We start from the raw sequence: 12537 nt of genomic DNA, 5'->3' as shown, positions 1-12537 counted from the left end.
CGCGCTAGAGCGCGCCACTGTCCCGCTTGTGCACAGATTATACATGGTGAATGTGATTTAAATCATGCCTGTCCGGGCCTTGCTTGCTATGCCCAAGGTTCAAGGGACCGCGCCGGGGAAGTTTGCAGGCACATATATGAAGATGACCGATGTGCAAGGCGGCCCGGGTGGACAACCACCCCAGGCTGACGTGGCTTTGAGCCACGAGCAGCTCGCCCTGTTGTGCGCTGACCTCAAGCACCAGAACGCGCTGCTGACCGCCCGCGTGCGCCAGCTCGAGGACGAGATCTGCCGCGATACGCTCACCCCATTGTTCAACCGCCGCTATTTCGAGCAGGCGGTGGCGAGCGCGATTGCGCATTGCCAGCGCTACCAGAGCCGGGCCGCTTTGCTGTTCGTCGATGTCGACGACCTCAAGCTGATCAACGACACTTTCGGGCATGCGGCAGGCGACGAGGCGCTGCGCTGCGTGGCAAAGGTGCTGCTCGCCAATGTGCGTTCGACCGATGTCGTCGCGCGGATCGGCGGGGACGAGTTCGCCCTGATCCTGGGCGCGATCGGCGAAGGCGATGTCGAGCACAAGGTCGCACAGCTGACCGCCGGGATCGCGGCCTGCCGCGTCGGCCATGGCGAGGCAGCGACCAGCCTGTCGGCCACCTTCGGCCATGCTTTCGTCCACCCCGATGACGAGGCGGAGCAGGTCTTGGCGCGGGCCGACGACCATATGTACCGGCTGAAGCGGTCGCGCGCGACCGTGCGCTGATCCTCCTTCGGCCGTCCGACGGCCAAGCATTTGCCGTGTCTTAAACCTTTTGCTTTACCGGGCTTTACATGCGCCCGTGGCAAAAAATCCTTCTTGCAATCGCGTTCAGCGTCGTGGCGACGCTTGTGGCGCTGGAGACGCTGGTCCTGGCGACGGGCGAGCCGATCGAATTCATCTACTGGGCCTTTGGCATCGTCTGCCCGATCGTCGTCTCGGCACCGACCAGCTATGTGCTGGTTCGCCAGGCCGAGGCAAACCGTCGGCTCAATCTCGAACTGCTGGTGGCGCAGCGCGAACTGCTCACGCGGGCGGATCGCGATCACCTGACCGGTGTGCTGAGCCGTGCCGCCTTTTACCGCCATGCCGCTGCCTATGCGGGCGACGCGCCGGCGAGCGTGCTGCTGGTCGATATCGACCATTTCAAGGCGATCAACGATGGCCATGGGCATGCGCTAGGCGACGCGGCGCTGAGGCTGGTTGCATCGACGCTGCAGGCGGCCCTGCGACCCGACGATCTTCTCGGCCGGGTCGGCGGCGAGGAATTCGCGGTGCTGCTCAGTGAAATGCCGTTGCCGCTGGCGCTGGCGATCGCCGAGCGGGCTCGCGGCGCCATTGCCGGGCTGTGCATGCGATCGGCAGATGGCTTGCGGGTCGGCCTTTCTATCTCAATCGGCGTGGCCAGCTATGATGCAGGAGCTTCGCTCGACGCTGCGCTCGCGCAGGCGGATGAAGCCATGTACCGCGCCAAGCGCGAGGGGCGCAATCGCGTCATGGTTGCCCGTTGAAGCGATCCTTGCCGACCTGGTCATGGCGACCCGAATGGCGCCTGATTTTATGCTTATTTGCCCTTGAGCAGTGCTTCTGACCAAGACAGGGCGTATTTGGTTAGTCTTAAGCTTTCGAGATTAACCGGATTTGCATGAGCCCGCTCAAGAAAATCCTGTTCTGTGTCGCGTTTGGCGTCCTGGTGACTTTGATTGGTCTAGAGGCGATGGTGCATGCGCTGCACGAAAGTGTCGATTGGCCGTTCTGGGTCTTTGCCGTTGTATCGCCCGCTGCCGTTACGGCAACCATCAGCATCGTGCTGGTCCGGCAGATCGAGGCCAATGGCCAGCTCGCTGCGCAATTGCTCGACATGCAGACTGATCTGCTGATCCGGGCCGATCGGGACGCGCTGACGGGGGTGATCAATCGCGCAGCCTTCTACCGCGATGCCGCAGCCTATGCCGATGAGGCCCCGGCATGCGTGCTGCTGGCGGATATTGATCATTTCAAGGCGATCAACGACGAGCATGGCCATGCCGCTGGCGACGAGGCGCTGAAGCTGGTGGCATCGACCCTGCAGGCGGCGCTGCGCCCCGACGATCTGCTGGGGCGGGTCGGCGGCGAGGAATTCGCGATGCTGTTGTGCGGCCTGCCATTCGGCCTGGGCATGACGATTGCGGAGCGTGCGCGCGGTGCGATCGATGCCCTGGAGTTCCGATCGCCCGAGGGTGAACCGATTGCGCTGTCGATCTCGGTCGGGGTCGCGCCCTATCGCGCCGGCTGGTCGCTCGACAATGCACTCGCGCAGGCCGATGCGGCGATGTACGGTGCAAAGCGCAGCGGTCGCAACCGGGTGCATGCCGCCGCCTGAAAGCGCCGATCATCTGGCCTCATCGTCGGGACAGTTGCAACCCGTTGATTGCGCTGCAATGTTGCCCCCTCAAGGACAGAGGGGTTTGCCATGAAGATGAAGATGCTCGCCGCATTGCTCGGCTGCGCGATGCTTGCCGTGCCCGCCGCTGCGCAGCCAGGACCGCCACAGGCGGCACCGGATGTCGATTATGCGGTGCAGCTCACACAGGGCGATATCGTCCTCAAGGATTTCCGCTTCGGCACCGGCGAGGTGCTGCCCGAATTGCGGATGCACTATGCGACGCTCGGAACGCCGAAGCGCGACGCGCAAGGCCGTGTCACCAATGCGGTCATGGTGCTGCATGGGACCGGCGGCACCGGGCTGCAGTTCCTGCAACCGCAATTCGCCCAGGAGCTGTTCGGCCCGGGCCAGCCGCTCGATATCACCAAATACTACATCATCCTGCCTGACAATATCGGGCACGGCAAATCATCCAAGCCCTCGGACGGGCTCCGGATGCGCTTCCCTGCCTATGATTATACCGACATGGTGCGTGCGCAGCGGCAGATGCTGGTCGAGGGATTGAAGGTCGATCGTCTGCGGCTGATCATGGGCACCTCGATGGGCTGCATGCACGGCTTCGTCTGGGGTCAGGTCGATCCGGGCTTTGTCCAGGCGATGATGCCGATGGCCTGCCTGCCGATGCCGATCGCGGGGCACAACCGCATGTGGCGCAAGGCGGCGATCGAGGGAATCAAGGCCGATCCGGCCTGGCAGGGCGGCAATTACACCAGCCCGCCGGTCATGGGCCTGCGCGTCGCGGCCAGCCTGTTGCAGGTCGCGGGCTTCGCGCCGCTCTATCTGCAAAAGGCCTATGGCACGCGCGATGCGGCCGATGCCTATATCACCCAGCGGATCGAGGCTTCCATGAAGGGCATCGACGCCAATGACATCATCTACCAGATCGAATCCTCGCGGAATTACGACCCTTCGAAGACGATCGAGGCGATGACCATGCCGGTCACCTGGATCAACTCGTCGGACGATTTCATCAATCCCTGGGACTATGGCGTCGCCGAGGATTTCGGCAAGCGGCTGCCCGATGGCAAATATCTGCTGATCAAGGCGACCGACGAGACGCGCGGGCACAGCACGCACACCTGGGCCAAGTTCTGGAAGGACGAACTGGTGGCGCTGCTCAAGCGCAGCGAGAAATAGCCGGGCTCAGTCCTTGGGTGCGTAGGTCTGGTCGGCGCTGGGGAAGCTGCGGTTACTCACTTCCCCGGCATAGCTCTTTACCGCAGTCTCGATGACCTCGGCGAGGTTCTCGTAGCGCTTGACGAAGCGCGCGGTGCGCTCGAACAGCCCGAGCATGTCCTCGGTGACCAGCACCTGGCCGTCGCAGCGCGCCGATGCGCCGATGCCGATGACCACGGCGGACACCGCTTCGGTCACCGCGATCGCGATCGGTTCGACCACGCCCTCGACGACGATCGCGAAGGCACCCGCCTCGTCGAGCGCTTGTGCATCGGCGACGATCTTGTCCGCCTCACTGTCCGACCTTCCGCGCGCGGCATAGCTGCCCAGGATATTGATCGCCTGCGGGGTGAGGCCGACATGGCCGACCACGGGAATGCCACGTTCGGTGAGAAACTTGACCGTCGGCGCCATCGCCGCGCCGCCCTCGAGCTTCACCGCCGCCGCGCCGGTTTCCTTGAGCAGCCGTGCGGCGCTGGCAAAGGCCATCTCGGGCGAGGCTTCGTAGCTGCCGAACGGCATGTCGATGACGACGATGCTGTGATAGCTGCCACGCACCACGGCTGCGCCATGCGCCGCCATCATCTCGAGCGTCACCGGCACGGTGCTCGGCAGGCCATAGATCACCTGGCCAAGCGAATCGCCGACCAGCAGCATGTCGCAATGCGGATCGAGCAGCTGCGCCATGCGCGCGGTATAGGCGGTCAGCATCACCACCGGCTGCTCGGTCACGCCCGCCTGCTTGCGCCGCTGGATCGCAGGCACGGTCAGGCGCTTCATCGGCGCAGGGGTGGGATTGGCGCGGCTGGTCGACGTGTCGAGCGTGTAGGTGGTGGACATGGACGCCGGTGTAGCGGGGGCAGGGGCGGGGTGCAAACCTAACCTATGTGCAACGCTTGCTTGCCTTGTGCGTCCGACACGGCGACAAGGCGTTGTTTCTTCTGGCTCGGGTGATTTCAGGCATGCTGCGAATCCTGGTTTTCGCGCTGGCGGCGCTTACCGCTACCGGCACGGCGCTCAGTCTGCTGACCAGCTATCGCTGGTATATCCGCATGTGGGATTTTCCCCGCCTGGGGCTGATGGTGCTCGCGCTGATCGCCCTGGTGCTGGCGATCCCCATCCTGTCCGGTTGGGCGCGCGGCATCGTGGTCGCACTGATGCTGCTGGTGGTCGGCTGGCAGGGCTTTCGCATCTATCCCTATACTCCGCTCGCCAAGACCGAGGTGGCGCAGGCGGTGACCAAAAAGGAGAACTGCATCTCCGCCTTCTCATTCAACGTGCTGCAGACCAACCGCGACTATCAGCGCACGATCGACCTGATCGACCGCGAGGACCCTGATATCGTGCTGCTGCTCGAGACCGACCAGGGCTGGGAAAGGGCATTGAAGCCGGTGATCGACCGCTATCCGCACCGGCAATCGGCCCCGCTGCCCAACCTCTATGGCCTGATCTTCCTGTCGCGGCTGCCGGTGGAGGATGCCGAGATCACCTGGCTGATCGATACCGAGACGCCCTCGGTCTTCGCGACCATCTCGACCGGGGCAGGGGCCAAGTTCCGCTATATCGGCCTGCACCCGCGTCCGCCCCAGCCGGGCGAGGACACCGCCAAGCGCGATGGCGAGATCGCGATCGCCGCGCGCCATGCCAAGCTCACCGATCTGCCGGTGCTGGCCATGGGCGATTTCAACGATGTCGCCTGGTCGCGCACCTCGCAGATGTTCAAGCGGATCGGCGGCTATCTCGACCCGCGCGTCGGGCGCGGGCTCTATGCGACCTTCCCGGCGAACCTTCCCGGCCTGCGCTGGCCGCTCGACCACCTGTTCATGTCGCCCGATTTCACCCTCGTGCAAATGAAGGTGCTGGAAAATGTCGGGTCGGACCATCTGCCGGTGGCGGCCACCGTGTGCCTCGCGCCGCGCGCGGCCAAGGTACTGAACGACGAGCCCGAAAAGCCCGATGCTGCGGATCGCAAGGACATGGTCATGTCGATCCGCGACGGCAAGAAGGCGGCGATCGAGGAAGGGACAGCTTCGGGGGAGAAAGCCCCTAAGCCTTGATCAGCGCCCCGTGATCATCGAACAGCTGCCACCGCTTCGGCGACATTGTCGGAGAACAGCCCGTCGATCCCGGTGGCGAGGAACGCCTTGATCTCCGCGCCGACTTTACCGACCGCAACCGGGCTGTCGCCTGCCTTGAACTCGGCAGGCAGGAAATAGTTCTCGCGCCGGAAGGTCCAGGCATGCACCTTGAGCCCGGCGGCATGCGCATCGGCGACGATGCGCGTCGGCGCGGCCAGCCTGCCATCGGCGGTTCGCGGAATGACCATCGCCTTTTCGAGCCCCACGCCATCGGCATAAAGCGCGATTTCGGCGAGGCCCTCGGGCGTGCTCATCGCGGCATAGGTTACGCCGGGCTGGTCGGGCGGACCGGCCACGCTCGCCATCAGCTGGATCAGCGGCAACTCGGTCATGGCATTGAGGCGCTTGAGGTTATCGACCTCGAAGCTCTGGATAAACACAGGGTCATCCGCGCCGTCATAACCCGCCTTGGCGAGCGTTGCGACCAGCCGCTCCTCAAGCGGCAGGCCAAGCGCGCGGAAATGGCTCGGGTGCTTGGTCTCCGGGTACAGGCCGATGCGCCGCCCGGTCTCCTGCTCGCGCCGCTTCACCAGGGCGATGATTTCGTCGAGCGTCGGTACATCCCATTGCCCGTCATAGGCGGTGTTGGCGGGGCGAAGCTGCGGCAGCCGCTCCCTGGCGCGCAGCGTCTTGAGCTCGGCGAGCGTGAAATCCTCGGTGAACCAGCCGGTCAGGCTCTGGCCGTCGATCGTCTTGGTCGTCTTGCGCTCGGCAAATTCGGGGTGTGCGGCGACATCGGTGGTTTCCGAAATCTCGTTCTCGTGTCGCGCGACGAGGATGCCGTCCTTCGTGCTCACCAGATCGGGCTCGATGAAATCCGCGCCCTGGTCGATCGCGAGTGCATACGATCCCAAGGTGTGCTCGGGCCGCTCGCCGCTCGCGCCGCGATGCGCAATGACGATCGGTCCGTTCGCAGCCATGGCGAGCGCCAGCGCCGCCAGGATCACGCGACGACCTCGACACCCTTCCAGAAGGCGAGCCGGTCGCGGATGTCCTTCGCCGCATCCTTGGGCTCGGGATAATACCAGACCGCGTCGGTATTGGTCTTGCCGTCGACCTCGAGCGAATAATAGCTCGCCGTGCCCTTCCACGGGCAGAAGCTGGTGGTGTCGCTGGGCACCAGCAGATCGGCGCGCACATGCTCACGCGGGAAATAATGATTGCGCTCGACGACGACGGTATCGTCGCTTTCGGCAATGACGGTGCCGTTCCAGATGGCCTTGGGCATTTTCGGGTCTCCTCAGCTCGCGATAGTCTCGTCACCCCAGTGCAACGGGGTCCCGCTTCTTCACAGGGGTCAGCGATCATAGCGGGATTCCCGCGTTCGCGGGAATGACGATGATGTATCGACAGGTCCTAAACGCCCAAGCTGACAGGCATGTGACAGCCCGGCTCAGCCCAGCGCTGCCGCCCAGGCATCGGGCTTGAAGCCGACCAGCACGCCGCCGGGATATTCCAGCACCGGGCGCTTGATGAGCGAAGGCTGTTCCACCATCAGCGCGATGGCCTTCGCCCGGTCGATCCCTGCCTTGTCGCTATCGGGAAGCTTGCGGAACGTCGTCCCCGCCTTGTTGAGCAACAGCTCCCAACCGACCGCATCGGCCCAGGCATCCAGCTTCTCCGCGCTGATCCCGGCCTTCTTGTAGTCATGAAAGTCATGAGGCACGCCCTGACCCTCCAGCCAGGTCCGCGCCTTCTTCATCGTGTCGCAATTGGGGATGCCGTAGATCGTGGTCATCGCAAGCCTCCTCACCGACGCCCGATAAACCCGCGAATATCACGCGACAATTTGCTGAGGTCCGTCTCGTTCACGTACATCATGTGCCCAGCGTCATAGCGGGTATATTCGATGCGGTCGGTGGGGATGCCGGTGCGGGTGAGCGAATATTCCGCGCCGAAGAACGGGGTGGCGAAATCGTACCAGCCCTGGGCGACAAGGACGCGGAGGCCGCTATTCTCGCGCAGCGCGCGGCCGATATAGGGCGCGACATTCTTGTAATAGCGCGATTCGCCGCCATTGCCGGGCAGGTCCCAGTCCCAGTCGCTCACGCCGCCGATCGTGACATATTGCCGCTCGGGGCTGAACTTCAGCTCCTGCCGCACATAGGCGTTGAGTGCGGCGGTATAGCTGCCGTCGATGCCATAGAAGCTGGGATCGTTGTCGGGCTCTTCCCCGGCATTGTCATAATCCTTGCCGGTATATCGCGCATCGAGCCGGCCGACCACCAGACCACGGTCGCGCAGCAGCTCCTTGTAGAAGCGGCCCGGCGTCACCCGCAGATCGGCATTTTCCAGATATTGCTCGGACAGACCGGTATAGCGCGCAAGCTTGGCGCGGATCGCCGCTCGCTCCTCGCCGACCAGCGCGCTGCCCTTCATCAGCGCGGGCAGATATTCGTTGGTTGCAAAGGCCCGCGCCTCCTGCGCCAGCGCATCGGGGCCGGGGCCCGAGGCGGCGGGCTGCGTCTTGCCGTGATAGAGCGCGGTCACCGCCATGCTCGGCACCATCAGCACATAGGGCATCTCATTGCCCGGAACCTCGGCCTGCGCCCCGAAATCGAGAATGGTCGAGATCAGCAGCAGGCCATTGAGCGCCACGTCGTTATACGTGCCTTCCAGCTCGTTCGCGACGGCGGCGGTGCGGGTGGTGCCATAGCTTTCGCCACCCAGGAACTTGGGCGCGTTCCAGCGGCCATTGTCGCTGAGCCACTGGCGGATGAACTGCGCGACCGACTTGGCGTCCTTGGTGACGCCCCAATATTCCTTGGGGTCGGTGTCGCCGAGCGCAGTCGAAAAGCCGGTGCCGACCGGATCGATGAACACGATGTCGGTCACGTCGAGCAGGCTGTCGGGATTGTCGATCAGCCGATAGGGCGGCGCGCCATCGTCGCGGCCGTCATTGGGGATGGCGACGCGCTTGGGGCCGAACGCGCCCATGTGCAGCCAGAGCGAGCCCGATCCGGGGCCGCCATTGAACAGGAAGGTGACCGGGCGGTTCGGCTCGGGCGCATCCTTGACATAGCTGACCGAGAAGATCCTCGCCTTCGGGTTGCCCTTTTCGTCCTTGAGGAAGGTGTCGCTGGCGGTGGCGGTATAGGCGACGCGCTGGCCGCCGAAGGTGCCGCTGTGCTTGGTCACCGAAACCATCGGCTCGATCTTGGCAGGTGCTGCCTTTTCCTGCGCCTTGCCACCGTCCTGCGCGGAGAGCGGCAGGGGCGAAAGACACAGGCACAGGGCCAGAGCGGACGAAGCGAACCGGTTCAGCATGTTGGGGACCCTCTCAGCGCGGAATCAACATTCCGTATACGTTTCAGCTGATTGGCATGATCGCCCCATGCTTGGCAAGCAGTGCCGCGATCAGGCAGGCTGCAAGGGTCGCTGACCGATCGAGGTGAAGCGGCGCGGACCGAGATCGAGCCGCAAGGGGCCGACGCGCGGGCCGGGCGGATTGCTCTCCTCGCCCAGCACGAACGACTGGGTGACCGCATAACGCGTGCCGTCCGGGCCGTTATAGCCGATCCAGATGTGCACCAGCGGCACGAACAGCATGCGGCCCTGCATCGCGATCGGCTCGATCTGGCCGAGCGGCAAGCGAATCTGGCCCTCGCAGCGCTGGGTACTGCCGGGGTCGATATCGGCGATCTTCTGCAGATGCGGAAGCAGGCTGTCGCCGCGCATCGGGTCGATCGTCGGCGGCATGCCCTTGCGCGCCTGAACGATCGCACCGTGCAGCGCGATGTTGCTTACGGACATGTCGGACATGTTGGTGACGCCCAGATGATAGCGCGCCACTGCGTTCACCAGCGTCACGTCGATGCCCAGCGTCGTGTAGTCGAGCAGCAGGCGCGGGACCACCGGCGCGGGGGTTTCACCGCCGAGCTGATGCCGCTGCGGCACGCCCGGCGGGGCTCCGAGCGAGGCCGACGCGCCACCGGCGGAATCGGCGAGCGCCGAATCGGGCAGGATTTCGTCCATGTCCGCCTCTTCCGCCTCGGGCGGCGGCGCCATGACGGGCGCGCGAGCGGTGGCCGGGATGGCTGGCGGCGGTGGTGTCGCTGCGGCGGTGCGCCAGCTTCCTGCCATCTGCGCAGCGTCGAATTTCAAATCCGCTTGCGGTTGAAGCTGAGGCTGAGGCTGCGGCTGAGGCTGAGGTGCGGCTGGGCGCGGTGCAGGGGCAGAAGGCGCGGCCACCTTTGGCTGCTGGCGCAGCGGCGGGGTCGGCACCGTCTCGACCGGCTGCAGATGCACCGGCGTGTCGGCAGCGACGGCGGGCTTGGGCTTGCGCGAGCGCAGGCCCATGAACACCAGGCTCGCCAGCGCGACCAGGCCAGCGGCAGCCCACCACCAGATCGAGCCGGCGTCTTCAACCTCGGCAGGGTCGGTCTCCGGCGTGGTTGCCGGATCGGGCTCGGAAAGGCCCGGCAGTTCGGGCACGGGCAGGGCGTCGGTTGCAGGGAGTTCGGCGGCGGGAGCCTGAGCAGACGGCTCAGCCGAGCTGACCGGCGTATCGGGCGCGGGTGAGGGGGCTGGCGCCGCGACAGGCGCTTGCACGCGCGGCTGCGCTTGCGGCTGCTGCGCCGCCGGGCGTGGGCTGGCAGGGCGTGGACGCGGCGTTTCCTGCGCGCGCGGGGTCTGCTGGCGCGGAGTCTGCTGGCGCGGCACCGGGGTCGGCGCGATCGTCGCCACCGGGGGACGCGGTGCGGGCTCGGCGGGTTCATCCGTCCGGCGCGGCGGGGTCGATTCGGCATCGACCGGACCTTGCACGTCGGATGGCGGCTGTGGGCTCGGCTGCGCCCCTGCCGGGAGCGAGAAGCTGCCAGGATTGTCCTGCGCCATGCCGGGCGCACTCAGGCCGAGCAGGCCTGCTGCCAATAGCGTCCCAATGATCTTGCGGCCGTCACCGTTCATGCCGACGAAATTCCCCGTATAGCTGATGCGGCCGGCGCGCGTGCGACCGGTCCGACAAAAGGCTGACCATCCCCAGTTGAAGCATCCGCCACGCGGTCTGAGCGCTTAATCGGCGCTGAATGCGGGGCGGGAGATGACATCAGCCGTGTGCCGCATTAGATGAGGCGCATGACTGATCAACCCCAAACACGCTTTCTGGGCAAAGACAGCCCCATGCCGACCTCTCCCGAAGAGGCGGTGCTGGACTATGTGCCCAATCCTCGTCCCGGCAGGCCATATCTGGTGCGCTTCACCGCGCCCGAGTTCACCTCGCTCTGCCCGGTCACCGGGCAGCCCGATTTCGCGCATCTGGTCATCGACTATGCACCCGACAGGGTGATGGTCGAATCCAAGTCGCTGAAACTGTTCCTGGGCAGCTTCCGCAACCATCAGGCCTTTCACGAGGACTGCACCGTCGGCATTGCCGAACGGCTGTTCGAAGAGATGCAGCCGCACTGGCTGCGCATCGGCGGATACTGGTATCCGCGCGGCGGCATCCCGATCGACGTGTTCTGGCAATCGGGCGAACCGCCGCAAGGGCTGTGGCTGCCGCCGCAGGACGTTCCGGGCTATCGCGGGCGGGGCTGATTACAGCCCCAGCGCGGCGAGGATCGCGGCCCAGCTCACCAGCTTGAAATTCTGCGTGCCGCCGCCATTGTCGCCGTCCTGCGCGATGAACAGGCCGCGTTCGAAGCCGGGGCCGTAATTGCCGACCGCCAGCTCGATCCCGTCGGTTTCCGACGTGCCGTCGAGCGCGCCGCCGTTGATGCGGAAGCGCCCGAGCAGCTTGCCATTGGCGGTGTCGAACACCGCATAGGCATGGTCGCCCTGGCTCGAGGCGACGAGCAGGCTGCTTGCGCCTTCGCGCGTGGCAAGCGCCAGCCCCTCGACATCGGCGACCAGCTGCTTGCTGTCGGCGGCGGCGAACAGCACCGGTGCGGCCTCGGGGCGCGCGGGGTCGATCTTCCAGATGCCGACATCCTCTTCACCGACATAGAGCGCGCCGGTCGCCGGATCGACCACGCAGCCTTCGATCTGAGTCTTGAGCTTCCAGGTCGCGCCGGCGCTGTGCTCGACTTTCCCGTCCTTGTGCGTGATGCTGATCTGGCGGACGGTGCCGTCCTTGATCGCGGCATAGGCGGTCATCGCATCGGGCGCGCCGACCATCGCGATGCGCGGCGCAGCGGTGACGCACACGCCATAGCCTTCGCCCACGCCGCTCGGCACGCTCGCGAGCGAAGCAAGCGAACCGGTGGCCGGATCGAGCAGGAACAGCGCAAGCTTGGAATTGACGGGATCAGTGCGGTCGCTGGCGATGACGACAATGCCATGCTCGCCTGCGAACAGAGTCACATTGTTATAGCGTCCGGTCAGCGAGGAGCCGCGCACCTTGCCGTCCATGCCATAGACATACAGCCCGGCCTTCTTGTCGGTGCCGACGATGAGGCTGGCGGCGGGATTGGCCGGGTTGCGCCAGATCGCCGGATCGTCCGCCGCATCGGCATTGGCGGTGCCGACGGGCACGGTTTCCGCCGTGGCAGGCACATCGACGGCCGGCAGCGCATTGGCGATTCGGGTCTCGAGCGGGATTTCCTTGGGCGCGCAGGCACCGGCCAGCAGAGCGAAAAGGCTCGCCCCGAAAAGGGGGATGGAAGAACGAGCGGCCATGACGGGAAATCCTTTGTCGAAGTGAATTTGCGGTATGGGGCCGCTGCCACGTCGATATGGCGCGCTGATGACAGTTTTGTGCAAGAACTGACGCAAATCTGAAACCTGAAGTTCATCCACCCGTCTTGGAGCGCTGTTAGCGGCGC

General features: G+C 65.2%; 13 protein-coding genes. 6 read left to right on the top strand and 7 right to left on the bottom strand.

Annotated features, from left to right (window positions below):
* Nucleotides 1-136 precede the first annotated feature (136 nt).
* From OPU69_RS09785 to OPU69_RS09770, 4 genes are all read left to right on the top strand, one after another.
* Nucleotides 137-763, top strand: coding sequence for a GGDEF domain-containing protein (locus OPU69_RS09785; RefSeq protein ID WP_498510682.1), 627 nt, complete (start codon nucleotides 137-139; stop codon nucleotides 761-763).
* Nucleotides 764-876: 113 nt separating this feature from the next.
* A complete protein-coding gene (locus OPU69_RS09780; RefSeq protein WP_157759186.1) occupies nucleotides 877-1548 on the top strand; it encodes a GGDEF domain-containing protein in 672 nt (223 codons plus the stop codon).
* Between the two features lie 182 nt (nucleotides 1549-1730).
* Nucleotides 1731-2399, top strand: coding sequence for a GGDEF domain-containing protein (locus tag OPU69_RS09775; RefSeq protein WP_202189420.1), 669 nt, complete (start codon nucleotides 1731-1733; stop codon nucleotides 2397-2399).
* Between the two features lie 90 nt (nucleotides 2400-2489).
* Nucleotides 2490-3599 carry an alpha/beta fold hydrolase gene (locus tag OPU69_RS09770; RefSeq protein WP_067512545.1) on the top strand — a complete coding sequence of 370 codons (1110 nt, stop codon included), beginning with the start codon at nucleotides 2490-2492 and terminating at the stop codon, nucleotides 3597-3599.
* A 6-nt stretch (nucleotides 3600-3605) separates the two neighbouring features.
* Here OPU69_RS09770 and panB read toward each other — a convergent pair whose 3' ends face one another.
* Nucleotides 3606-4478 (bottom strand): 3-methyl-2-oxobutanoate hydroxymethyltransferase, encoded by an 873-nt coding sequence (gene panB, locus OPU69_RS09765; protein WP_498510679.1) that lies wholly within the window; start codon nucleotides 4476-4478, stop codon nucleotides 3606-3608.
* A 122-nt stretch (nucleotides 4479-4600) separates the two neighbouring features.
* Between panB and OPU69_RS09760 the strand changes: the two genes are divergently transcribed.
* Nucleotides 4601-5695: an endonuclease/exonuclease/phosphatase family protein gene (locus OPU69_RS09760; RefSeq protein WP_498510677.1), complete on the top strand. Its 1095-nt coding sequence runs from the start codon at nucleotides 4601-4603 to the stop codon at nucleotides 5693-5695.
* A 14-nt stretch (nucleotides 5696-5709) separates the two neighbouring features.
* On the opposite strand, the gene OPU69_RS09755 is transcribed toward OPU69_RS09760, so the two are convergent.
* The 5 genes from OPU69_RS09755 to OPU69_RS09735 all read right to left on the bottom strand — a co-directional run bounded on the left by OPU69_RS09755 (nucleotide 5710) and on the right by OPU69_RS09735 (nucleotide 10684).
* The gene (locus OPU69_RS09755) at nucleotides 5710-6696 is read right to left on the bottom strand and encodes a glycerophosphodiester phosphodiesterase (protein WP_498510800.1); all 987 of its coding nucleotides are present in this window, start codon (nucleotides 6694-6696) and stop codon (nucleotides 5710-5712) included.
* A 23-nt stretch (nucleotides 6697-6719) separates the two neighbouring features.
* A complete protein-coding gene (locus OPU69_RS09750; RefSeq protein WP_060980217.1) occupies nucleotides 6720-7004 on the bottom strand; it encodes a DUF427 domain-containing protein in 285 nt (94 codons plus the stop codon).
* A 165-nt stretch (nucleotides 7005-7169) separates the two neighbouring features.
* A complete protein-coding gene (locus OPU69_RS09745; RefSeq protein WP_498510675.1) occupies nucleotides 7170-7514 on the bottom strand; it encodes an ArsC family reductase in 345 nt (114 codons plus the stop codon).
* A gap of 11 nt (nucleotides 7515-7525) precedes the next feature.
* Complete coding sequence (locus OPU69_RS09740; protein WP_498510673.1) at nucleotides 7526-9043, bottom strand: S10 family peptidase; 1518 nt, start codon at nucleotides 9041-9043, stop codon at nucleotides 7526-7528.
* Nucleotides 9044-9133: 90 nt separating this feature from the next.
* The gene (locus tag OPU69_RS09735; RefSeq protein ID WP_498510671.1) at nucleotides 9134-10684 is read right to left on the bottom strand and encodes a hypothetical protein; all 1551 of its coding nucleotides are present in this window, start codon (nucleotides 10682-10684) and stop codon (nucleotides 9134-9136) included.
* Between the two features lie 168 nt (nucleotides 10685-10852).
* On the opposite strand from OPU69_RS09735, the gene queF reads away from it, so the two are divergent.
* Nucleotides 10853-11311 (top strand): preQ(1) synthase, encoded by a 459-nt coding sequence (gene queF, locus OPU69_RS09730; protein ID WP_498510669.1) that lies wholly within the window; start codon nucleotides 10853-10855, stop codon nucleotides 11309-11311.
* Here the strand turns inward: queF and OPU69_RS09725 are convergent, their stop codons facing one another.
* Complete coding sequence (locus OPU69_RS09725) at nucleotides 11312-12391, bottom strand: phytase (RefSeq protein ID WP_060980212.1); 1080 nt, start codon at nucleotides 12389-12391, stop codon at nucleotides 11312-11314.
* Nucleotides 12392-12537: the final 146 nt, after the last annotated feature.

The sequence above is a fragment of the Blastomonas sp. 34TW genome (genome assembly GCF_059803595.1).
The sequence above is the reverse complement of the archived record's forward strand: the minus strand, read 5'-3'. Positions and strand labels throughout refer to the sequence as shown.